Annotated in this window: 19 protein-coding genes and 1 pseudogene; 14 read left to right on the top strand and 6 right to left on the bottom strand. The window is 55.9% G+C overall.

Annotated elements, in window-relative coordinates:
• The first annotated feature begins 53 nt into the window (after positions 1 to 53).
• Complete coding sequence (locus tag CKW16_RS10740) at positions 54 to 578, top strand: transporter suffix domain-containing protein (protein ID WP_095128394.1); 525 nt, start codon at positions 54 to 56, stop codon at positions 576 to 578.
• A gap of 164 nt (positions 579 to 742) precedes the next feature.
• The gene (locus tag CKW16_RS10745) at positions 743 to 1,267 is read left to right on the top strand and encodes a cupin domain-containing protein (protein ID WP_095128395.1); all 525 of its coding nucleotides are present in this window, start codon (positions 743 to 745) and stop codon (positions 1,265 to 1,267) included.
• 345 nt (positions 1,268 to 1,612) lie between these two features.
• On the opposite strand, the gene CKW16_RS10750 is transcribed toward CKW16_RS10745, so the two are convergent.
• From CKW16_RS10750 to CKW16_RS10760, 3 genes are all read right to left on the bottom strand, one after another.
• Complete coding sequence (locus CKW16_RS10750) at positions 1,613 to 2,188, bottom strand: hypothetical protein (RefSeq protein ID WP_095128396.1); 576 nt, start codon at positions 2,186 to 2,188, stop codon at positions 1,613 to 1,615.
• Between the two features lie 135 nt (positions 2,189 to 2,323).
• On the bottom strand, positions 2,324 to 3,154 hold the full coding sequence (locus CKW16_RS10755; RefSeq protein ID WP_095128397.1) for an inositol monophosphatase family protein: 831 nt from the start codon (positions 3,152 to 3,154) through the stop codon (positions 2,324 to 2,326).
• A gap of 531 nt (positions 3,155 to 3,685) precedes the next feature.
• Positions 3,686 to 4,213 (bottom strand): hypothetical protein, encoded by a 528-nt coding sequence (locus tag CKW16_RS10760; protein WP_256580467.1) that lies wholly within the window; start codon positions 4,211 to 4,213, stop codon positions 3,686 to 3,688.
• 84 nt (positions 4,214 to 4,297) lie between these two features.
• Between CKW16_RS10760 and CKW16_RS10765 the strand changes: the two genes are divergently transcribed.
• Positions 4,298 to 4,582, top strand: coding sequence for a helix-turn-helix domain-containing protein (locus tag CKW16_RS10765; protein WP_095128399.1), 285 nt, complete (start codon positions 4,298 to 4,300; stop codon positions 4,580 to 4,582).
• 255 nt (positions 4,583 to 4,837) lie between these two features.
• Here CKW16_RS10765 and CKW16_RS10770 read toward each other — a convergent pair whose 3' ends face one another.
• The gene (locus tag CKW16_RS10770; RefSeq protein ID WP_095128400.1) at positions 4,838 to 5,287 is read right to left on the bottom strand and encodes an antitoxin Xre/MbcA/ParS toxin-binding domain-containing protein; all 450 of its coding nucleotides are present in this window, start codon (positions 5,285 to 5,287) and stop codon (positions 4,838 to 4,840) included.
• Positions 5,288 to 5,431: 144 nt separating this feature from the next.
• On the opposite strand from CKW16_RS10770, the gene CKW16_RS32510 reads away from it, so the two are divergent.
• The 5 genes from CKW16_RS32510 to CKW16_RS10795 all read left to right on the top strand — a co-directional run bounded on the left by CKW16_RS32510 (position 5,432) and on the right by CKW16_RS10795 (position 16,056).
• Positions 5,432 to 5,620: an AbrB/MazE/SpoVT family DNA-binding domain-containing protein gene (locus tag CKW16_RS32510; protein WP_095128401.1), complete on the top strand. Its 189-nt coding sequence runs from the start codon at positions 5,432 to 5,434 to the stop codon at positions 5,618 to 5,620.
• Positions 5,621 to 5,906: 286 nt separating this feature from the next.
• Positions 5,907 to 7,739 (top strand): AAA family ATPase, encoded by a 1,833-nt coding sequence (locus tag CKW16_RS10780; RefSeq protein WP_095128402.1) that lies wholly within the window; start codon positions 5,907 to 5,909, stop codon positions 7,737 to 7,739.
• Positions 7,740 to 7,741: 2 nt separating this feature from the next.
• Positions 7,742 to 8,386, top strand: a complete 645-nt coding sequence (locus tag CKW16_RS10785) for a 4Fe-4S single cluster domain-containing protein (protein WP_095128403.1) — start codon at positions 7,742 to 7,744, stop codon at positions 8,384 to 8,386.
• Positions 8,387 to 8,398: 12 nt separating this feature from the next.
• The gene (locus tag CKW16_RS10790; RefSeq protein WP_095128404.1) at positions 8,399 to 14,707 is read left to right on the top strand and encodes an AAA domain-containing protein; all 6,309 of its coding nucleotides are present in this window, start codon (positions 8,399 to 8,401) and stop codon (positions 14,705 to 14,707) included.
• Positions 14,704 to 16,056: a hypothetical protein gene (locus tag CKW16_RS10795; RefSeq protein ID WP_095128405.1), complete on the top strand. Its 1,353-nt coding sequence runs from the start codon at positions 14,704 to 14,706 to the stop codon at positions 16,054 to 16,056. Before CKW16_RS10790 ends, CKW16_RS10795 begins: the two co-directional genes overlap by 4 nt.
• Before the next feature lie 839 nt (positions 16,057 to 16,895).
• Here CKW16_RS10795 and CKW16_RS10800 read toward each other — a convergent pair.
• Complete coding sequence (locus tag CKW16_RS10800; RefSeq protein WP_095128406.1) at positions 16,896 to 17,096, bottom strand: hypothetical protein; 201 nt, start codon at positions 17,094 to 17,096, stop codon at positions 16,896 to 16,898.
• 87 nt (positions 17,097 to 17,183) lie between these two features.
• Positions 17,184 to 18,173, bottom strand: a complete 990-nt coding sequence (locus tag CKW16_RS10805) for a DNA-binding protein (RefSeq protein WP_095128407.1) — start codon at positions 18,171 to 18,173, stop codon at positions 17,184 to 17,186.
• Between the two features lie 181 nt (positions 18,174 to 18,354).
• Here CKW16_RS10805 and CKW16_RS10810 point away from each other — a divergent pair, with 181 nt between their 5' ends.
• The 6 genes and pseudogenes from CKW16_RS10810 (at position 18,355) to CKW16_RS10835 (ending at position 21,955) form a co-directional block, all read left to right on the top strand.
• On the top strand, positions 18,355 to 19,335 hold the full coding sequence (locus tag CKW16_RS10810; protein ID WP_095128408.1) for a site-specific integrase: 981 nt from the start codon (positions 18,355 to 18,357) through the stop codon (positions 19,333 to 19,335).
• A 165-nt stretch (positions 19,336 to 19,500) separates the two neighbouring features.
• The gene (locus CKW16_RS10815; protein WP_218244058.1) at positions 19,501 to 19,710 is read left to right on the top strand and encodes a DUF2813 domain-containing protein; all 210 of its coding nucleotides are present in this window, start codon (positions 19,501 to 19,503) and stop codon (positions 19,708 to 19,710) included.
• Positions 19,711 to 19,975: 265 nt separating this feature from the next.
• Positions 19,976 to 20,391, top strand: a pseudogene (locus tag CKW16_RS10820) (potassium channel family protein).
• A gap of 296 nt (positions 20,392 to 20,687) precedes the next feature.
• The gene (locus tag CKW16_RS10825; RefSeq protein ID WP_095128409.1) at positions 20,688 to 21,080 is read left to right on the top strand and encodes a hypothetical protein; all 393 of its coding nucleotides are present in this window, start codon (positions 20,688 to 20,690) and stop codon (positions 21,078 to 21,080) included.
• A 100-nt stretch (positions 21,081 to 21,180) separates the two neighbouring features.
• Positions 21,181 to 21,579 carry a hypothetical protein gene (locus tag CKW16_RS10830; RefSeq protein ID WP_095128410.1) on the top strand — a complete coding sequence of 133 codons (399 nt, stop codon included), beginning with the start codon at positions 21,181 to 21,183 and terminating at the stop codon, positions 21,577 to 21,579.
• Positions 21,580 to 21,706: 127 nt separating this feature from the next.
• The gene (locus CKW16_RS10835; protein WP_371918016.1) at positions 21,707 to 21,955 is read left to right on the top strand and encodes a DUF2933 domain-containing protein; all 249 of its coding nucleotides are present in this window, start codon (positions 21,707 to 21,709) and stop codon (positions 21,953 to 21,955) included.
• Positions 21,956 to 22,003 lie beyond the last annotated feature (48 nt).

Raw genomic sequence — 22,003 nt, forward strand, 5'->3', positions numbered from 1 at the left:
GCTTTTTAAGCGCCATCAAATCTACTGTGATCCGTTAGAAAGGTACGACGATTATGAATAACACCCCGGGTGTCGTTGAAGCCCATTCAGCTGGCTGGCGCTTTAAGTTGGGCATAGTCATTATCTGCTTGATGCTGGGCTCCTGGCTGTTAGTGCCTCTCGCCGCGGCAGCCGATGTGGCGGGTTCAAAAATCGCTGCACTGACTGGTGTGCTGTTCATCAGCAACAAAATCCTGCTGATTCTCGCCATTGCCATCATGGGCAAATCCGGATTCCAACAGTTAAAGCGCAGCCTGTTCGGTTATGTGTCCTCACTTGCACCCAGCACGGAAGTCGAAGTGGGCCCATGGCGTCACAGAATTGGCATCGTTATGTTCTTTGTGCCGCTGATTTCCTCCTTTCTTGAACCCTACGTCGACAGCATTTGGCCGGGGCTCAGACCCAATCTCTGGCAGGTTCAAGCGCTGGGTGACGTCATGCTGATCGGTAGCTTTTTCGTATTGGGGGGGAATTTCTGGGAGAAAGTGCGTGCCTTGTTTATACGCACCGCTCGTGTCGCAAACACAAGTGCGGCGTGAACAACAATAGTGGGCGAGGGTAGTGAGTACTCGTGCGTTCAAGCTCTAATGGCTAGCTCTACTAAAGAGCTATTTAGCATAGTTAATATTAATCACATACACATCTATAATAGATAGAGCGTATTAATTGCGCGCTATTTCAAAAGCTGGAGGGCTCAATCGACATGACTACCAGCACCTTTGATAAACACATTCCCAGCACTGAGGCTGTGATCGCAGCACTGAACCTGGAACCCCACATGGAAGGCGGTTTCTACCGCAGGACCTTTCAAACCGATCACCACGCGATGGTTGAGACCGCTGGGGGCCGGCGCTACCTGATGACATCCATTTACTACTTGCTGACCAAGGATTCGCCGATAGGTCATTTTCATCTGAACCAATCGGACATCGTGCATTACTACCATGTGGGAGATGCGATTCAGTACAACCTGATTTTTCCGGACGGCACATTAAAAACGGTTGTGATGGGCAGCGATATAATCGCCGGACAATGTTTGCAGCTGCATGTACCGGGTGGCATCTGGAAAGCTTCGCAGCTTACAAATGGACTGGCGGGATACGGCCTGATCAGCGAAGCGGTTACACCAGGGTTTGATTTTGCAGATATGGAGTTGGGTAATCAGCAGCAGCTTACCGAGCAATTTCCCGAACACACGGAGCTGTTTGAGAAGCTGATGGGAGAATGAGTGGTTGAGTCGATTTGATCGTTTCAAAATCTGCGTGCAACCGGGCTAATCTCGAAACACCTTGTTACGTGTAATGTATATTATGTTAAATGATGTGTCTGAGTGGAACTTTCTCAGCGAGCTTCGCCTACAGTACCCCGAAGTAATTCTTCGAAATCTGAGGAACTAATCATGCGAAACGGGGAATTTGTTCCGCGTTTCGGAAATTTACTTCCGTAGTTCCTTGGACCCGTGACGGATTTAGAAACGGCGAAGAATTTACCGTCAAAGAAATTTAGTTCCTGCGATTCCGGCAACTGGATACCACCGGACTTCGTGACTTCCTATGGCAAGGCCCTCACGGGCCTAGCCATGCATGACACCACTAGCTTCTTCATGTGCAGCTGCAACCACGCGGTTTGGCTCGGTGGAAAGGAGGTCCTGTGGGCGCTTGCCTCCAAGCCATCCGTTGGCTGAGATAAACCAGAATGAAACTCCCCAACCATCTTTCATGGGACAGAGAACAGACAATACATCTCTAAGGCCGGGGATCGGGCTGGCGCCGCCTTGCGATGGGAACGCGTAAACTGGAAAAGACCTGCAGCCATCGTGTTCGATCGAGAAAATTCGATGGTCCGCTTCCCACTCCTTGAGCGCGGGGCTTAGGAGCTCAACGTGAATACCCAGATGGTTAGCCAAGTCCTGAACTAGAAGGAAGTCACCGCACGTCAGAATATGAGCTTTGGCAAGGGCAACCATCTCCTTTTCTCTTTCTTCGATAGTCCGACGCTTCTCATCGCTTCCTGCAGCCGCCACCCCTGGACGAGGACACGCCTCCATTCCATCTTCCTTCAGTGGTTTACCCGCAGGAGCTGCCCTCTCGACCCGCCTGAATGCCTCGATCGCGGTAGCTTTGACATCTTTATCGGGATCAATTGTCATGGGATGCTTCCTAGTTACCTTTCAACGCTTCTGCTGCACAAAGCGTTGCTGGTGTGCAGCGGGCGAAGTGCCTAACACTTCAGGCGCCAATATCGCTATGACTTGATTATAAACGCCGAAGTTAATTATTGCGGTTTAAGCTTGGCTCCCAACCACTGTGAAAATACGATTCCAATCTCGAGCCAACAATGTTCGACACGCGATTTCTGATCCCCCGAAGCAGCGTTTTGAGACCGTCTGCATGCTTGCTTCAGTTACATAGAAAATTGACTCGCCATTTTCATCGAGCAAAATGCCACCTGCACCTCGCAATAATGCGTGTCCTGCAACGACGTCATGTGCGGAAACCGCGTACAGAGAAACTCCGCAGACTCCATCTCCTGCGGCGACTTTTGCAAGCCTATAGGCAATTGAGGGCATCGCAACAAAACTGCTGGGGGTGCACAGCTCACAATTGATCTCTGGCTTCAAGATCGCGGCGGCACTCACCATCACGTAGGAGCTGCTCGACAACGCCAGTCCCGAAAGCTTACTTGTTACTGGCTGTCCGTTGCGTAACAAATCGGGTAGTCCCTCGGACCAGGCGATGCAATCAGGCGAGCCCTCAACAGTGACTGGTGCGTAGACCACCCCCAATACCGGAATTTGCTTATGCAGAAGACCGACAGAAATGGCAGACCCTTTGAGACCTTTGAGAAAATCACTCGTACCGTCGTTAGGATCGACGACCCAACACCAGGAATGTCCGGTGAGGCTATGTCCGGCTTCCTCGCCCCAGAAGTCACAAGAAAAAAGTCCTAGAAGTTGCTGGCGTAGAACGCGTTCGATTTCTATGTCTACTATGGCCTTATCGCCCTTCCCTCGTGGTCCATTTACCCTCGCCCATTCCTCAATAAGTAGCTGTCCCGCGCGGATAACGACCTCGATAGTCTGAGTGAGTAGCATTGGAAGATCTGATTTGTGCATGGGGCTCTCAATATCGGAAGAAATACTGGGACGCTTGATGAGGGTTAGGCTGTCAGCTAGGCAATTCAGATTTGTCTATGCATCCAGGGGGCATTATCTGACCACATGTAATGCGTCGAAAATAGGCGTGTGGAGCCGCGGTCACCTTGAGGATTAGGGTTATGCTAGCCACCCGCAAGGCGCCCAGTAGGTTCATGTTCTATTCCGAATTGCGAGGCCGCATCAAGAAATCTACGTGCAGCTTCATTAGATCTATTTGCCATCATGCGCTGAGCTTCGGCCTCAAATTGAGCCTTTAAAAACCACTTAGACGTTTTGACTTTACGTCTTCCTTTCATGGCCGTCTCTCGTGAACACTGTTGGGTAAGGGGGCTTCGTCGTCGCGCTCGTCGTGGCCTATCGCTGGCAGCGATGATTAGCGCGGAGGTCGATAAGTTTGAAAGCCAGAAGTATCCGTACCCTCCTCCCCGGTTTGATCTGCAAAAAGGTCTCCTTTGGTATTGAGCTACGGTACCAATGGAGAGCCGACAACTACTCAGGGGCATCCTCCTCATCAGGTAGATTTACAGCGTTGACCATTCGAGTGATGACGATAGACAACCAGGTTTGATGGGCGACAAGCTCTGGATCAACGTCACCATCCGCATTGGACGTTTTATAGAGTGATCTCCAACCCAGGATATCTGCTGGGTCGACCTTGTCGTTGTCTCTGAATACAGCTTTTGAAGCAAGCCGGTAGGCGTATGTATCTAAGCAAGCGTCATCCGCTAACCTTAGCTCGACTCGGCCAAAATCAAAGACATTCTCAGCGATCCATCGCGAAGAGCCGTTAAGTTTTGGAGGTATTGCCAGCAGGACACCAACGATGGCCTTATCTGAATCAGGCCGATCCATTTCGTTGAACAGGTCGATCAGTTGTTGGCCGGAGAAGCGTTTGATTATCTCTATGCCCTGCTCCGGCTGAGCAACGTTCGCCACCGCGACCATAAGCATGGTTGAAGGACTGTGCTCATTACTCGTCGCAGATAACTGACGGGCGCTAATCTGAAGTGCGGGCATAAATCTCTCTCAAAATGAACACTATAGATTGTAGCTCTATAGAGTTCAAAAAGGCTTCATCGTTCATTTTGTGGATTAAGCAAAATGGAACTGAAGGAAGCGTTCGCCATTGCGTTACGTAACACACGGCTTCGCCGGGGCTTGACCCAAGAAGATTTTGGAATCGTCAGTAGCAGGACATATCTCAGTACGCTTGAGCGCGGCCTTAAGAACGTTACCTTGGAAAAGGCATCGGAGCTTGCCGACAGAATGGGGGTGCACCCGCTTACCCTCCTCCTTGAGAGTTTTTTGCTCCTCGATCCGGATACAGATTTAGACTCGCTGTTTGAACGTATTCGGCGTGAGATCAATACGGACCAAAACTCTTAGCTCGGAGCCGGTGATGTCGAATTATTGCGGAGCGTTGTCTGGCGTCTCGTACTGAGTTAGGTATATCGACCTTGAGCAACTTGAGGTTTCCGGGGAAGCCCACTAGTCAATCTCAAGGTATACGAGAATCTCCAGCATGGCCCCGATGGCGTGCCGGCCAGGTAGGCGACTGGTTTTCCGGCGATATGTCACCTGCCGTTGACCAGCCTCTCCCCGCGGCCTGTCATATCTGCAAAGTGCTAATGCGCCATAGAATCAGAATGCCAACCCTTCTGCTAACTGAATCAGCATCTCCTCAACCCGGCGGGTGCCCTGGATGGTTGAAAGCATCGCAATTGGGCTTTTACCCGAAAAGCAATCCTTGGACTTGGAGAGCCAGTGCTTGGCCTTTTCGTCGTCCCCGAAGAGCGTCTGGGCCATGGCGATGATGTGTGCAACACGAAACAGGCGATCGCTCTCGTCCACCGTCAATCGCTGGCCGCGCGCCAGCCTGGTTTTGAGAGCTTTGGGCGAAATTATCTGGTCGCGCTCTAGCGGACTCATTCTGCCAAAGTCGCAAAGGGCTTTGACATTACCAGCCGAGAAACCAGCTTCGATCAGTTCGTGGATGTCCCGATCTGAAGCGTCCGTGGGGATTTGGAGAAGTGCTTCCAACCGTACCCGGTAGGCACCATAGGCATTCTCACGCAGAATTTCAGCAAACATAGAGCACCCTCTTGTTCGGCATTTGCCGTGCACCTTTCGCGACAGGCAGCGACCGTCCATGACCGGCCGGTAATATCCGTCCGAGTAGAGCTCAGCATGAGCATAATGAAACGTCCCGTACGATGGAATGAGAGTCAAACGATCATGAGCGAAAACGAACGCTGGACAGTCAAATGCCAGGCAACCGCGGATGGAACTGGCGACGTCATCGTTGATCTGCCACCAGAATTGCTTGCGAGATTAGGTTTGGGCCTTGGGGACGAGTTGACTATCGAGATGGTAGATGGCGCGATAGTCCTGAAACCGAAGCACAATACGTCGTCCTCGTCCTGAACTTTGCTCTACTCGTCAGAACTGCCTCGATTTGTCGAAAACCGGTAAGAACCCAAGCCCGCTTCCCATTGCGGTTTTTTGACTTGGGATCGCCTTCGAAAATCCATCTTGCTCAAGCAAGAATATTGATCGCCCCCTCTATCCAGCGTCGATTCTCCGAGGACGAACACGGCGACCAATCTGGTTGAACCCCTATCATTTCCCAAAGCTTTGGTTGAGTTGGGCTGGAAAATACCTGCAGTGAGCAATACCCTGCGTGTATCCGCCGAACGTTACGAGCTGAAATATGTCAGGGACTAAGATATTTGAAAGCCCACGTTGGCTGCGCGACCTGTTGCGCTTCCTGCCGCTGAAGAGCCAATTCGTACTGTCAGGCAACATTCGCGATCTGCAAGCAAGCGAAGTGACACCTGGGACAGTAACCGCGCAGAGCTTCAATCAGACCCTTTGTAATGCCCTGCTCGATGCAGGCTATGCCCACGTGCTTGTCTGGGACCCGGTATCCGGTTTCCGGTCCATTGGTAAGCCCGGTACTGATCCTGCAACTGGCCAGACATTCATGCAGGAACTTGGTTTGACCCTAATTGACGGGGTCGCGCCAGCAGGCATCGATCTGTTAAGCGCCACCTTACCGCGCCTGGTGGGCCGAACCGGCGAGCCCGTCGCGCTGTTGGTTGACTTCGCTTCGCGCCTAGTAATGCGCAACGATTCACTCAACGCCGCTGAACACCAACTGTTCACCCAAGCTCTGGTGCAATCCCATCAAGCCCGTAGCCGTCCTGCGACTGAGTTGCGTAAACCGTTCTTTAACTCTCTGATCTGGCTAGTGGAAAAGGAAGGTGATCTACCTGATTGGTTTTTGGTCGACAACCCACGCCTTCGCCATATCCCGGTGTCCAAACCTGATCAAGTTGTCCGCCGAGCACTCGCGCCCGCTCTGCTCAAAGCGCTCACAGGTAGTCAGGGCGTCAGCGAAGAAACCACTACCCAGGCTGTTGAAGCGTTTGTACAAAACACTGAGGGGCTGTTGTTGCTCGATCTCAGCGCCATCGCGCAGTTGGCGCGGGTAGAGAGTGTACCTATGGAAAAGATCGCCGATGCCGTGCGCCGCTATAAGATCGGTGTTACCGAAGACCCTTGGCTAAAAATCGATCGTCAGCGAATTCGCCAGGCAGACGCCATCGTTCACCAGCGGGTCAAAGGCCAAGAGCATGCCGTGACTCACATGCTCGACATCGTCAAGCGCGCGATGACCGGTGTCGGCGCCAGCCGCAAGGGCAATCGGCCCAGGGGCGTGGCCTTCCTCGCCGGCCCGACCGGGGTGGGCAAAACTGAATTGGCCAAGACCATCACCAGTCTGCTGTTTGGCGACGAAAGCGCCTATATACGCTTCGACATGTCAGAATTTAGTGCTGAACATGCCGATCAGCGCTTGATCGGCGCACCGCCCGGCTACGTTGGCTATGACGTCGGCGGCGAGTTGACCAATGCGATTAGGGAGAAACCGTTCAGCGTGGTGCTATTCGATGAAATTGAAAAAGCCCACCCCCGTATCCTCGACAAATTCCTGCAGATCCTTGATGACGGTGTACTCACCTCCGGCCGCGGAGATCGGGTGTACTTCTCTGAAGCACTGATTGTGTTCACCTCCAACCTGGGCATCTACCGTCAAGGCGACAACGGCGAACGAGTGGCTAACGTGCTGCCTGGCGAGGCCTTCGAGCAGGTTCAGAGCAAGGTGCATAGCGAGATCGACCGGCATTTCAAGCTGGTGCTTAACCGACCGGAAATTCTCAATCGTATTGGCGAGAACATCATCGTCTTCGACTTTATCCGCGAGGATGTCGCCGTACAAATCTTCGAGCAGATGGTCAACGCTACCTTTAGCGACCTCCAGGGGCAGGAGCTGTTTATCGAATTGACAGCCGAGGCACGCCAAACCCTGCACAGCCTTTGCTTGCAGGACCTATCCAACGGTGGACGGGGTATCCGCAACCAGTTGGAAGCACGCCTGCTCAACCCATTGTCGCGAGCGTTGTTCGACCAGGATGCGCAGCCAGGTGAACATTTCACGATCACCGAGTTGACTAGTAGTGGACTGATGATGGAACGTCATTGAGCATGGACTTGAGCCTGTCGCGCGTGCATTTCCCGGTCACTACCCTAGGCCCCGGCCGACGCCTGGGCATCTGGTTTCAAGGCTGCAGCATCCGCTGTCCTGGCTGTATTTCTGCCGATACATGGGGGCCAGGGCAGCGTCGACTGTCGACGGCACAACTGCTGGATCAGATTACGCCCTGGCTGGACGTTGCAGACGGCATCACGATTTCAGGCGGCGAACCGTTCGATCAGTTTGATGCCTTGATCCGCCTGCTCCAAGGCCTGCGTCGTCTTAGTCAGGTCGATATTCTCGTTTACAGCGGTTATTCCCTGGAACAACTCGACGACCAACTGCGCCAGGCCAACGGCCTGATCGATGCGTTGATCAGCGACCCCTACGACGAAGCCCTCAGCCAAACTATGGCTCTGCGCGGAAGTGACAACCAACGCCTTAACCTGCTTACCCCCTTGGGTCGGGCGCGCTTGGGCGACTTTGAACGCCTACTGATGACCACCGACAAGGCACTCGACCTAATGTTCGACGAGACGGGCAGCGTGTGGATGGCCGGTATTCCTCGGCGCGGTGATTTGCTGCGTTTGCGCGACCTGCTGCAGGACCAGGGCCATCAATTACAGATCAGCGCTCACGCATCGCGACGCCGCTGAATGGAGTACCCCATGATTCGTTTCTGCCCCAATTGCAACACCGAGCGCTCGCTTCAGGAGATGTTCTGCGAGGGATCCATCTTCGAGATGGCCTGTGGCTGGGATCTCGCTGGAGAACCCATCCACCCTGAAGGATGGCGCCCCCAGGCCATTACGACTCAGGAGACCATCGCTAGAGTGAGCCCAGCACCGGACAACGCAACGGCCTTGCTTTGTGAAAATGGTCACCCGATGGACCTAGGCGACCTGATGTGCCACGAATGTGGCGGCGAGCTCGCGCAATCGGTACCTTCCGCTTCCGTGCCAGACAGCGGCGAATCAGAAGCAGTCACGGAAACCCTGATCGATGGCTGGCGCTTTGTTCGAGAAATCAGCAACACCGACGGCGTTCGTGAGCGCTACCTCGTCGAGCACAACGAAACCGCGCAACAAGCGGTATTGACCTTGTATCGATCCGGCTCTGAGCCGGATCCGGTGATCTACGATGTGATACGCCGGTTGCCTCGCGAGCATGTACCCGAGATCATCGTCACCGGTCGCTGGAATGATCGCGCCTACGAAGTTATTGAGGAACTTAGCGGTGGGACCCTGGCTGACCTTGGCAGCGTCATTCGCGATAACGCCAGCGTACGTCACGTAGTCAGCGAATTGGGCCAGGCGCTGCATGTGTTCAATGAGGCCGGCCTGCGCCATCGCGACCTGCGCCCCGCCAGCCTTCTCGTTCGCTCCCGCGAACCGCTGGACCTGGTGATCAGCGGCTTCGGCTCGGCACGCCTGTCGGAGTTCGACCTGGATATCGTCTCGCCCCTAGAAACCAGTCGTTACATGGCGCCAGAGGCCATTGCAGGTGGCGTTGCAGCGGCCTCAGACTGGTGGAGCATGGGCATGATTCTGCTCGAGCAACTGACGCAGGGTGCCTGCTTCAGTGGCATCAATGCCAATACCTTCCTGATCCACGTACTGGCAAACGGCGTGCCGATCCCCGACGACCTCGACCCGCAACTCCATTTGCTGCTGCGTGGGCTGTTGGCGCGCGACCGCCACCAGCGCTGGCAATGGCCGCAGGTCGAGGCCTGGCTTAACGGTATTGCGGTAGAGGCACCGCCCTCCTCCGTTCAACAGAATGATGAGGGCGAAGGCGCTACGCTGCAGTTAGGACAGCGCCGCTATCACTTGCCCGGCGTATTCGCCCTTGCAGCAGCACAGACGGACAACTGGCAACAGGCCCTCGACCACCTGCTTCGTGGGGTAATAGTGACCTGGGCCGAGCAGGTCAGCTTGACGCCTTCCCTGGTCGCAGGTTTGCGTCAGATCGTTCAACACGAAGGCATCGAGGACGACTTCCGCCTGATGCTGGCACTGAAGGCTCTCAATCCAGAAATCCCCTTAATCCATCGCGGCGAGATCGTGACCCCGGGATGGTTGCTGGAACACCCCCTGGAAGGCTATCGCCTGATCAGCGGTTCGGTTCCAGACCTGCTCGAGCAGCTACAGACTGACCATTGGCTGTCGCGCCTGAAGACCCGCGCGGAAAACGTCCGTCAGCGTGCCTTGCATCAACATATCGAGCTGGTCGAGGAGCCGTTGCGGATTTACTTGCTATCGACCTCGCGTGCCAAGTTGGCGACGCAGTGGCTGGAGCGCCAACGACTACTTCCCGACACCGATCACCCGGGGCTGCTGTCACTTTCAGAGCGCCGGGTAATCGCGGAAGAGGATCTAATTGTGCTGCTCAGTGCCGCGATTAGCCAATTTCGTTCGGCCAGCTCGATCATCGAAGAGGCCGCCCAGCTGGCCAAGACCGCCGACGTCAGCTGGTTCGATACTGAGACTGCGGGTGAACTGCTGCTGCATTCACGTCTGGAGTTGTACCGTAGTGTCGATGAGCGCATTCGCGGCTTCGCCCGCTCCGGCGTGGCGACAGTGGACCAATGGGCCGAGCACTTCCGTCTGGAGCGGCGCATGCCATTGGCTCAGATGTTGGTGCTGCTGGCCATTCCGTCCAACCAGTGGCTGGAGCCACAGAAACAGCAGTATGTGTCGCAGATCCTCGAGTTCTTCGAGAAGAAGGTAGTGACCGCCGTGATGCGCGGTCCGTTGGTGCGCATGAGCATTGGTAAGACCACCGCCCGCGTTGACGTCAACGAACTGAACAGTGAACGCAGTCCGGCTGCGGCCTTGCTCGACCATCTGTTGCAACGCAATGCCAATGCGGTGAACCTGGACCCGGAAAGCTTCCAGCTCAACAGCCAACTGGAATCACGCCTGCATGCCCTGTACCGGCAGAGCGCGCTGTACAAACGCGACACCGGTATCGATGGCCTTTATTTGGGTTTCCCATTTCTGCTCAACCGCGATGCACGCGGTACCACGCGTACGCGGATTATCCCGTTGTTGCTGTGGCCGGTTAAGCTGCAGCTTGAACTGGGCAGCCGTGGGCACGCCGCCCTAGCGTTTGACAGCGAGCGTGAAGAAATTCGGCTCAACCCTGCCTTGGAAAGCGTGCTCGGTGCTGAAACCTTCAAGCGCTGGCGTAAGACCGCCGATGAACTACTTGGTCGCTCGTCGATCCGCGCGGCGGATGTGATGGATGCCTTCGGTATGCTCGCTACCATCCGCTCGCGGGCGCTCGGCAGCTTACCGCCCAGTATCGTGGAAATTGCTCCTTACCAAGATGAACTGAGCTGCGCTGCGGTACTTTTTCATGTGACTTTCATGGGGCAGGCGATCGGCGAAGACTTGCGCCAGCTGAAGAATCTGTCGCCTGTCGGCACCGGCCTGGAAACTGCATTGCGCCTCAAAGCAGCCGATGCAGCTGTGCCTGAGACACCACCAAACGAGTTGCAGCGGTTCTTCACTGTTGCAAGCGACCCGTCCCAGGAAGCGGCGGTGATCCAGGCACGACATAGTCCAGGGCTACTTGTTGAGGGGCCGCCAGGTACAGGTAAGAGCCAGACCATCGTCAATATGGTCGCCGACGCCATCGGCCATCAGCGCAGCCTGCTTGTTGTTTGCCAGAAGCATGCCGCGCTAGAAGTGGTGTACAAACGTCTGGTGGCTGAAGGTCTGGGCCAACGCATCGTTATGCTCAATGACGTCAACCGCGACCGCGAGCCGGTTATCCGTAGCATCCGCGAACAGCTGGAGCGTTTGTTCGCCGACGGCACTCGGCCGCCAAGCTGGCAGAGACAACGCGAGCAGATCGCTGCCCGTATCGAAGCCCTGGAGGGTGAACTCGACCGCTTCCACCAGAGCTTGCACCGTCTCGATGAAAGCACCGGTCTTAGTTATCGCCAACTGCTCGGTGAGCTGATTGAATTGGAGGCAGGTCCTGAGCCAATCGAGTTCCCGGCCTTACGTCAACGCTTGGTAACACTGGACCTCGCCAGCCTGACGCGTTTAGAGGAAAACTGCGCCCCTCTGATACGTCTGTGGCTACCCTCTCGCTTTGAAGGCAGCCTGTTGAAGCAGTTGAAGCCATTCGCCGCCGACCGTGCGACCTTGCAGGCCTTCACTGACAACCTGAACAGTTTCACCCAGGCCGAAATTAACCGTCAGGCCACGCTGCAGACGCATTCGGCCAGCTTCGAAATTGACGATCCGACGCCGTACCGTAGTTGGATAGCGTCCCATGTCGCTACTCTGCTCGATTTGAAAGAAGAGCAACGCCTACGCTTGGCGCGCTGGCTGCCATTGTTCCGCAGCCGCGAAGTCGGCCAGGCGCCGAGAGGTGAGTCGATTCTCGGCGAATTACGCCAGCTCGATCAGCAGCTCGGTCAGCTGGACCAGGGCCACTTCGCAGCCACGCTATCGCCAGCACTGAGTCTGGTTGAGAGCAAGACACTCAGGCATTTGGAGCACGACTGCGCCAAAGTCATGGCTGCCCGAACCTGGCTGGCGAACATCAACCCGTTGCATCTGCTGCGGCGCAAGCGCTTGCGCAACTTTCTTCAAGAGCAAGGGCAAAGTCTCGCTGTTGATGTCCTCCCGACTCTGCATGCCGCGATCCACCTGGAAATTCTGTGGCGTCCTCTGCGCGCCGAGTTGGCGACACTGCATCAGGTACTAGAGCTGGAGACCGTGAGCCAGCAAGCCTGCCTGGAGTTGGTCAGCACAGTGAAGAGCGACATCCGCCACCTACTAGAGATCCAGGTGCTGGCCCACGCCATAGCGCAATCGCCGCGCCCTGAGGAAGCCGACGAGGCCGTCCTGGCTGGAGACAAGCAGCACCTCGAGGCGCTTCTCAACAATCTCGACGCCTCGTTGATGCGCCACGGGGTCCGCCAGTCCAGCCTTGACCAGCTCAAAGTGCTCGGTGATTGGCTGGGCGATGAGCTGGTGCAACAACTGCAACACGCCATCACGCACAACCTGAACAATCAATTGACGCTTGATCGCCTGCATGAGGCGCAGCCGTTTCTCGCCGCCTATCAGTCATTCCGTGGCCGCGCTAGTCAGCTGGCCGAGCCGGATCTGGAGCTACTCGCACTGCTGAGACAGCGCCAGGAGCAATTGGACGGCATCGCACCCGAGCAACTGGAGGCCGCCGTAAGACGGTTGCTTAATCGCGAAGCGCGACTAGGTTGGAAACATCGACTTGAGCAGGCCCACCCCGAACTGCTGTTCAGTCAGGATGAGGCTCGGACAAAGGTGGCCAGCCTCGCTCAAGCCGACGCGCAGATGCGTGTGCTCAACCGAGAGTTACTCGCCAACGGCATCGACCTTACTCGCCTGGGCAATCACAAACAGTGGGAGGACGTCACCCGACTAACGGGCAAGCGCTCGCGGCGCCTGCGCGAATTCATCGAACTGGGCAGCCACCTCGGCCTAATGAGCTTACGTCCGGTATGGTTGATGAACCCGGACGTGGCCAGCCGTGTGCTGCCGCTTAAGGCCGGCCTGTTCGATACCGTAATCTACGACGAAGCTTCGCAGATGCCTGTGGAATTCGCCTTGCCGACCCTGTTTAGAGGTCAGATCACCGTGGTCAGCGGCGATGAGAAACAGATGCCGCCGACTGCTTTTTTCTCCAGCCGCATCGAAAGCGACGAAGCCGAAACATTCGATGGCGACGAGCCTGACGCTGACGCTGACGAGGAACAACGCGAAGCCTTCGAAGACACCTGGAACCGTCGCGAGATCAAGGACTGCCCTGACTTGCTGCAATTAGCGCGCACCGCCCTGCCCAACACCACATTGCAGATCCACTACCGTTCGGCCTACCGCGAGTTGATCGGCTTCTCCAATGCATCATTCTACGGCAACCGTCTTAACGTCCCGGTCCGTCATCCGCAAGCGAACATCCTGCGTATCAAGCCTCTGGAGCTGATCGAGGTCGGGGGGCTATACCAGAACCAGAGTAACGCCGAGGAAGCCGAACGTGTCGTCGAGTATCTCAATGAACTCTGGCAGCAACCCTACGATCTGCGCCCCTCGGTCGGCGTGGTCACGTTCAACCGAAAGCAGGCAGAGTTAATCGAGGAGCACTTGGAGCAGCGTGCGGAACAGGACGAACTTTTCCGTGCTGCCTACACCGAAGAGCGCGAACGCAGTGAGGACGGCGAGGATATGTCGGTGTTCGTCAAAAACGTGGAAAACGTACAGGGCGATGAGCGCGACGTCATCGTCTTCTCTTCGACTTTCGGTCGCAACAGTCAAGGCACCTTCCGTCGCAGCTTTGGTGTACTCGGACAGACCGGCGGCGAGCGTCGCCTCAATGTGGCGGTGACCCGTGCACGACGCAAGGTGGTGATGATCACCTCGATGCCGATCGCCGATATCTCCGACATGCTCAACACACACCGCGCGCCGATCAGCCCGCGTGACTATTTGCAAGGCTATCTGGAGTACGCGCGCGCGCTCTCCGCGGGTGAGTTCGGTAGTAGCGGTAAACTGCTTGAGCGCCTGCAGACAGACCGAAACGGCCAGCAACGAGAACAAGGCCAACGCCGTGATGGTTTCGTCAGACTGGTCGGCGAGTTTATTCACTCCCTGGGCTGGCTGGCCGCCCCTGCCAGCGAGGGCGACGCCTTCGGTCTCGACTTCGCCATCGAGAACGCAAGCACGGGCCTATACGGCATCGGCATCGAATGCGATGCCCCGTGCCACGCACTGCTAGAGCGCGCCCGCGCCCGGGAAATCTGGCGTCCGACCGTACTGCACCGTGCCATCCCTCATATTCACCGAGTCTCGTCACAGGCTTGGTATCACAATGGTGAAAGCGAGCGTGCACGCCTGCGTGAAGCCATTGAACAGGCCATGCAGGCCGCGCCCCCGTCACAACTGACGCCCACTACAGCCGATACGGAAACCTGCCTATGAGTGGTCCGAAGGTCGTTCGCATTGTCACCCGGGAAGAAATCATCGCCATCTGCGAAGGCCACCTACAACGCCTGGAGCTGGTCTTGGCACGTTGGCAGGCGCAAGCCAGTAAGGTCGGAGAGCTGAACGAACAGGAGCGCGTCGCCACCTTCGCCCGACGCGATCGCCTGCGCGCCCTGTTGGCGCAAGAGCGCTTTGCTGAGCTGCAGAAGGCCGTACCGGCCGAGATCGAGCACCTACGCCGAGACCTGGAGGATCGCGAAGAACGCGCGATTATTCGTGCCGCTCAGCGACGCCAACGCGAACGACGCCTTAAGGAGAACGCCGCAACATTGCTCGAGGCATTGCAAGCGCGCTCCGAAGGCGCCGATCAAGACCTGTTGCGTTCTCTCACGCAATTGGCCAACGGCATCATCAAGGAAGATGGCGAGCGTCTGCTGGCTGCGGGTTTCGCCCAATTGGCCAAGGCCGATCAGAAAGAGACGCTCAGCGAAACCCAGCGAGCCTTGGCACAGCAACTCAAGGTCGATGACACTCCGAACTCCTTGAGCGAATGGATGGCTGCCCGACACCCTGAAACCTTGCCCGATATACGCCTGCAACGCATAAACCGACACATCGCTGAACTGCAGCTGCTGCAGGGTACCGACAGCGCCGCGTCATTCCTTCAGGCGCAGGAAAGAGCCGAGGCGGAACCCGAATCGCAACGGCGTAATCTGCTACTCGACAGTCTCGTCCTCGACTTGGTCTCATCCACTCGTACTTTCAAAAACAAGCGAGAGAGCCTCGAACGGCTACAGGACTTGGCCAGCGAAATGGAAACACAGGCAGGTACTGACTATACCGCGCTGTTAAGTCAAATCAGCACCTGTACTACTGTCACCAACCTAGAGACGATTGCGGGACTGACCGAGCAGTGTGAAGCCTTTATCGCAACCCATTTGCAGGCCGAGGCGGCCCCGGCCCGCCGCGAAGCCGTGCTAAGTGGATTGGCCAGCCTCGGCTACGAAGTACGCGAAGGCATGGCGACCGCTTGGGCGGAAACTGGTAAGGTCGTGCTGCGTAAAGTAGCCACTCCCGGCTATGGCGTAGAAGTCGGCGGCAAGGCCGACAATGGTCGTCTGCAGGTTCGTGCAGTAGCTCTCAGCGGTGACCGTGACAAAACCCGGGATCGAGATATTGAAACTATTTGGTGTAGCGAGTTTCAGCGGTTACAAGCGCTGTTAAAAGACAGGGGCAGCGAGTTATTGATCGAGCGCTCCCTCTCAGTAGGTGAAGTTCCGCTCAAAGAAGCGAGCGCTTCCATACAGGTCGCGGAAGCGGTCATTGCTCAGCAAAAAACAGTATAAAACACTACAGTGCAACGCTCTCGTAAGCGTGGCTTTCTCACATTCTGCTCAACTGGTGTGGCGAAGGCACACAACCCGTTCTTTACTGCACACAGCATTCAGTGCGGGCCTTGAAAGCCCGCTAAGCTAGCGTTTGCGAGTGCCCGCTCAGAGTCGATTGCTGCCTTCGCGCCAAGCCGCAATCGGCCCAGAGTGCGTAAAAACACTTATAACCTCATCGCTTTCGATCATCGACGTTCATTGAGCGGGCTATTGCGCAGTCAATTCCGCTGGCAACGCGCGGGTTGGCATCGCGGACTTGACGAAGCATCAGGGCATAGAGCTTCTAGCAACTGCGCCGACGCCTATCGGTCGCGCATCGGGGTGCATCTTGCATTCACGCAGCACTTTCTCTACTGGGCTTCGCGTATCTAGCTGCCGTCACGCTACAGTTTCGTAGCGGCAGTGAGATAGTCGACGCAGTCTCCAAATGCAACTCTCAGCGCCAACCAGTCTGGGGACGCATAAGTAGAAATGCAGGGGGTAGCCGGCGCAATGACCATTGGGCTAGGCAGCCAAGTAAACCAGTTGTTCCGAGGCTATTCTGGCGACGGAGCAATACGCCTCCCCCATCGGCATCTGTATCGAAATTAGCGAGTTTATGCCCCAAACATAATTTTCCTGCGCCCATATCACGACCGTAGAAAACTCTTGGGTCTGGCTGACAAGGTGAGACCTAAAATAACCAGGTCATGCTGGGGGCTGGGCCCTACTAAAAAGAAAAGCCGAAAATCATCACCTACCCAAGCATCCAGCTGACGCAACGTAACCGGATAGCGTTGAATCTCTGGTATTTGCTTCTATATGCTCGATACGACACCGTTGTTCACATTCGCCCTTTGCTTACCGACACCTCCTTCTCGGCCGGCCAACTGCACAGGGCGCTTCAGTGGGCCTGAAATAACATCCGTTAAAAACATTTCGAAGAGGCGCTCATGAGCATACTTCAAGCCAAATCGCCCCTCCGAAATGGCGACATTAGCCGCTTCTGTATTGGTCATAAATCTCACCTGTGGGTGCGGGCAACCTGACGGGGCCGCCTCGCCGCTTGCGGAATGATTGGCGCGACATCTCAAATCTTTAGCAGATCACGAAGCGCCTGATTGGCTCGTGTTCAGTCGCAGCTGTGTGACCTCCGCGGATGATTGGTCGAGTTGTCGCCTGGTCTCGAACACTTGGTAGTTGGCCTGCGCAGTCGCTTCTTCGAGCCTTTTAATTTCATCACGAGATAAATCAAACTGCTCTTGCAGCATTTCCTTGGCACCTTCTGCCTTGGCGACAGCCGTTTTCATTTCAGCAATTTCGCCCGTCAGCCGCTGCATTGAGTCCGCCTGCGTGGCCATAGCCTTGGTCTGCTGCCGGGCCTCGCTAAGGAGGCGCTCGTTATCCCTGTTCAACCGAGTGAGCTCGTCCTGCTTGAGGATCAGGGTTTGCTGAAGTTGGCGAAGCTCAACCTGAACTTGCTGCACTTGCCCTTCGTGTCGCTGTTGTTCCTGATCCCGCTGTTCCTTGACGGCGTTGCGGTAATGCTCCAGCGCATCGCGTGAATGCAGATGCTTTTCTTCCAGAGAGCGAATCTGCTCGTCCTTCTCCTGCACGCGCAGTTCGAGATCACTGCAATTTTGGCTAAGGCGCGCATTGCGGGTGATTTCAGTTTGCAGGCCGGCCTGGCAGATCAGCAGCTCTTCTGTTTGAGCCTCCAATGCCGCCTTCTGACTATCAAACTGACGCTGCAAAAAGGTGAACTGTGCATCCAGAGCGTCGTACTTTTTCTCCAATGCGAGGCGCTGCGCGTCAAAAACGCCTTGGGCGTGCTCTATAGCCTGACCTCCCTCCTCCGTCATTCGCTCTAACAAGCCCGCCACAAGCTCGGTGAGTTCGTCACTCAAGCGCTCCCTGGAGGCGCGCGGCCGCGGGTCAAAATCTTCGATTTCCTTCAAATAGCGGTGAATAGTCGTCTTCGAACCGGTATTTCCAAGTTCGATGCGAACGGCGTCGATACTCGGATTCTCACCCCGAGCCAGCAGCGCTTCCCGCGCCTTTTGGACAATCGCCTTGTTTATTCCACCGCGCGCCATTTTCTTCTCCTACGATTTCGTACTGTTTTACATACTACGTATATACATAGCATTTATGTGATCAAAAAAGAATAATTTACGCAACTTTCTTTGATAAAATAATCGAGCGTTATCGCATCATAGAGCCGTTTTTCGCTTTTTCCAGCGCCGGAAAAGGTACGTTTGGTGTAGAAGGGTTGAGATGAACAAGGCGGATCGTTACCTGCAGGCCGGCACCCGGGACAACACCCGGCGCAGTTACCGTGCGGCGGTGGAACACTTCGAAGTGACCTGGGGTGGCTTTCTCCCCACGACCGGCGAGGGCATCGTGCGCTACCTCGCCGAGTACGCCGATCAGCACGCTATTAGCACCCTCAAGCAGCGCCTGGCCGCCCTCGCCCAATGGCATATCACCCAAGGCTTCCCCGATCCGACCAAGACCCCGGCGGTTCGGCAGATGATCAAGGGCATCCGTGCGCTGCATCCCGCCCAGGAGAAACAAGCGACTCCCCTGCTCCTGCTGCACCTGGAACGAGCTGTTCAGTGGTTGGAGCAAGACGCGGAGCAAGCCGCCGTCCGCCAGGATCTGGCCGCCCTGCTGCGCAGCCGGCGAGACTTGGCCTTGCTGCTGATCGGGTTCTGGCGCGGTTTCCGCGGGGATGAGTTGTCGCGCTTGCAGGTTGAACACACCCAGGCGCAAGCCGAAGTGGGCATCACCTTCTACCTACCGCACAGCAAGGGCGATCGCCAGCACCGCGGCACGACGTTCCGTACCCCCGCCTTGAAGAAGCTTTGTCCGGTGCAAGCCTATGTGAACTGGATCACCGTCGCCGGCATTGCGCAGGGTCCGGTCTTCAGAAAGCTCGATCGCTGGGGGCATTTGGCGGACGACGGCTTGAATGCCAACAGCCTGATTCCACTGCTGCGGCGAATTTTTAATCGCGCGGGGGTGTCTGGCGATCCGTACACCAGCCACTCACTGCGTCGTGGCTTCGCCACTTGGGCCGCGGCCAATGGCTGGGATATCAAAGCGCTGATGACATACGTTGGCTGGAAGGATATGAAGTCCGCCATGCGCTACATCGACGCGACAGATTCCTTTGGGGAGTTGGCGACAGGTCGGCCGCTCACTTCCTCAGCTATTCCCCAAGCGCAAGCGTTGACAGTGGCTGAAAATCTCTAAGGACCGGGTGAGGTGCCGCGAGTAAATTTGTTTCACCGTTGATGGAACGGTTGGACTCGGTTCGCGGGGTTGTGCGCCATCTACTAAGATTTCCGGCCATGGCATCTCGCCATGAGGCCGAGCCCCGCAAAGCGGGCGGCCAATTCGCATGAGAGAGGAAATCACGTGCGCCTATCCACGCTGAGCATTCGTAATGTCCGCAATTTCACGACCATTGATATCCCGCTAGCAGGCAATGTCGTGTTGCTGGGCGAGAATCGCGTAGGCGAGAGCAACCTGCTGTTTGCCATTCGCTGGGTGCTGGATCCGACGCTCCCTGACGCCGCACGGCAGCTGAAGCTTTCCGATTTCTGGGATGGCGTAGTTGGCAGATAAAGACGGCAAGATTGGTAGCGGATCCTGGAGCGGTGTAGCAGTGAACTTCATGGCGCAATCACGACTCAGTGGAAGTCATAAAAACGCATGGCCTATCCCATTACCTTGTCATTTATGTAGATCATAAAGACCAGTACACGCAACGTACTGTCGGGCTCATTACTGGCGCCATAACGTCTATTGTTTAGGCAGCCTGGCTGCACGTCTCATGCTGGCAGCGCGCGCCGGCCCCGCCGCAATAGCTCCTGGACGTTCGAGGCGCCCTATGCTTTCGATTACGTTAATCAATACGCTGGTGGTGGTGGTAATTGCGGTGATCATTCATTACGAATGTTTAATGCGCTTGAATGAATGGCTACCCAAGGCTGAAAGCTTAGAGCTGATTCAGAATGGTTGTGGGGGTATTCGGGGCACTGATGACCCATGCAGTCGAAGTCTGGTGTTTCGCGCGGGCCTACTGGCCAGTGGGGCAGTTTGCAGGGCATCCTCGATGGCTCGCTCATGGACTGCGTGTACTTTTTCTTTATCACCTATACGACCATCGGTTTCGGCGATATCTCACCTCTTGGCGATCTCAAGTACCTGACCGGACGACTGCAAGCGCTGACAGGTCTGGTGCTGATCTCCTGGACCGCGTCATTTCTATTTGTCGAAATGCAGAAGTACTGGAAAATCAAATAACATCTTTACTGATGGACGCTCAGGCGCGCTTTCTCGGTTTTGAATGTCATCGCGATCTCGACAATGCAACCCAGGTTATTTACCGCCTCCAGCTTTGAGTGTCGGACGGTTAAAGCACGCGTTTCAAAGGATCTGACTCAGGCCCTTTGAAAGTGGGCTGATGAGCAGTTCAGGGGAATGGCAGCACCCGACCTGACAACTGACTACGCTTAACTTGACATGGATCAATCGTGGCACCTTGATGTGCTATAGGTTGAAAAAACCAAATCCCGTAATGAGTTGCCGGGGGACGCTCCATGCTCTGGTTTCGCCATCATCAAGCTGCGTTCATGCGCCTCGCCATCGTGCTGTGGGTGCTAGCGTTCGGCATGGCGGCGAGCCAAGGATGCCTGGCGCAACCCAGCCATAATCCAGCCACACCCCACGTGTCACTCAGCACCTCACAACACGACGATGGTCACGACGCCCATGCCATCGGCTGTCTTCAATACTGTGCCGATACGGCAATTGCCATTAGTCCATCGCTGCATCTTCCAGTGCTTGATTTCGCCAGCTGGGCGTTTCTATTGCTGGTCCCCGCATTGCTGTTGTATCCGACCAAACCCTCTGCTTTCGCCTTTCTTGCATTACAGCGCCCGGCTCCCGCCAGGCCGCCTGCACGCCTGACTTTCGTCCGTTTCAACGATTAAACCGACCCTCAGCGCGCCGAGCTCCGGCCGCACTGCCTGGCTGCGCCAATCTGGCGCGGCTGGGTATTACCTGTGTTGTCCTGACCTTTTGGAGATTGCCATGCATGCCTCATTGAAATTGATCCTCGCCACCCTGCTTGTAAGCAGCCCGCTCATGGCCTCGGCCGCTGATGAGCACCACCCTGAACAGACACCGACCACGCCAACTCAAACGAGCGAAGCGGCCACACCGATGCAAAACAAAGCTATGACCGAGCAAATGCAAAAAATGCAGGCTGCACATGACAAAGCAGCCGCCGCCAAGACCCCTGCCGAACGACAGGCCGCAATGCAGGAGAGCATGAAGACGATGAAGGACAGCATGGCCATGATGCATAAAAACTGTCATGGCATGGGCATGTCCGGCGGTAAAGACGGTATGGAGATGGGGATGATGAACATGATGATGAAAATGATGGATCAGCAGTCGAGCATGATGAAGATGCCCGTGAGCAAGTGATGCAGGCAAGCCTGTAGCGAATGCCACGGCGGTTTCACCTCAGCCAGCATGGCCGGGGTAAAACCGCCGAGCGTTGATCCTGCCCGGCCCCCTACTAGAGATCACTCCTCGGGAGTACCAAACCATGATGAGTTCACAGCACTCGACCAACGGTTCTCCAACATTCTGGAAAAGCAAAACCGGCATAGCGCTGGGCATGCTGCTGGTCATCGCACTGTTCTACCTGGCCAGGGAGCACTACGGCCATATCCTGGGCCTGCTGCCTTACATGATTTTACTGTTGTGCCCGCTAATGCATCTGTTCGGACACCACCACGGTGGTCACCGCCATCACGGTGAAACTGCAAGCTCAGTCAAGGACGAGAACAGGAGTTGACTCATGCACGGCACTGAGCTTCATGTCCATCAAACACCTGCACAATCG

The sequence above is a fragment of the Pseudomonas sp. Irchel s3h14 genome (assembly GCF_900187425.1).
Classification (GTDB): Bacteria; Pseudomonadota; Gammaproteobacteria; order Pseudomonadales; family Pseudomonadaceae; genus Aquipseudomonas.

Coding starts and splice junctions, on each gene's coding strand:
- CKW16_RS10765 (WP_095128399.1), top strand. CDS start 4,298: ATGGAACTGAAGGAAGCGTTCGCCATTGCGTTACGTAACACACGGCTT.
- CKW16_RS10805 (WP_095128407.1), bottom strand. CDS start 18,173: ATGGCGCGCGGTGGAATAAACAAGGCGATTGTCCAAAAGGCGCGGGAA.
- CKW16_RS10760 (WP_256580467.1), bottom strand. CDS start 4,213: ATGCCCGCACTTCAGATTAGCGCCCGTCAGTTATCTGCGACGAGTAAT.
- CKW16_RS10795 (WP_095128405.1), top strand. CDS start 14,704: ATGAGTGGTCCGAAGGTCGTTCGCATTGTCACCCGGGAAGAAATCATC.
- CKW16_RS10770 (WP_095128400.1), bottom strand. CDS start 5,287: ATGTTTGCTGAAATTCTGCGTGAGAATGCCTATGGTGCCTACCGGGTA.
- CKW16_RS10810 (WP_095128408.1), top strand. CDS start 18,355: ATGAACAAGGCGGATCGTTACCTGCAGGCCGGCACCCGGGACAACACC.
- CKW16_RS10790 (WP_095128404.1), top strand. CDS start 8,399: ATGATTCGTTTCTGCCCCAATTGCAACACCGAGCGCTCGCTTCAGGAG.
- CKW16_RS32510 (WP_095128401.1), top strand. CDS start 5,432: ATGAGCGAAAACGAACGCTGGACAGTCAAATGCCAGGCAACCGCGGAT.
- CKW16_RS10750 (WP_095128396.1), bottom strand. CDS start 2,188: ATGACAATTGATCCCGATAAAGATGTCAAAGCTACCGCGATCGAGGCA.
- CKW16_RS10785 (WP_095128403.1), top strand. CDS start 7,742: ATGGACTTGAGCCTGTCGCGCGTGCATTTCCCGGTCACTACCCTAGGC.
- CKW16_RS10745 (WP_095128395.1), top strand. CDS start 743: ATGACTACCAGCACCTTTGATAAACACATTCCCAGCACTGAGGCTGTG.
- CKW16_RS10835 (WP_371918016.1), top strand. CDS start 21,707: ATGAGTTCACAGCACTCGACCAACGGTTCTCCAACATTCTGGAAAAGC.
- CKW16_RS10780 (WP_095128402.1), top strand. CDS start 5,907: ATGTCAGGGACTAAGATATTTGAAAGCCCACGTTGGCTGCGCGACCTG.
- CKW16_RS10800 (WP_095128406.1), bottom strand. CDS start 17,096: ATGACCAATACAGAAGCGGCTAATGTCGCCATTTCGGAGGGGCGATTT.
- CKW16_RS10740 (WP_095128394.1), top strand. CDS start 54: ATGAATAACACCCCGGGTGTCGTTGAAGCCCATTCAGCTGGCTGGCGC.
- CKW16_RS10825 (WP_095128409.1), top strand. CDS start 20,688: ATGCTCTGGTTTCGCCATCATCAAGCTGCGTTCATGCGCCTCGCCATC.
- CKW16_RS10755 (WP_095128397.1), bottom strand. CDS start 3,154: ATGCACAAATCAGATCTTCCAATGCTACTCACTCAGACTATCGAGGTC.
- CKW16_RS10830 (WP_095128410.1), top strand. CDS start 21,181: ATGCATGCCTCATTGAAATTGATCCTCGCCACCCTGCTTGTAAGCAGC.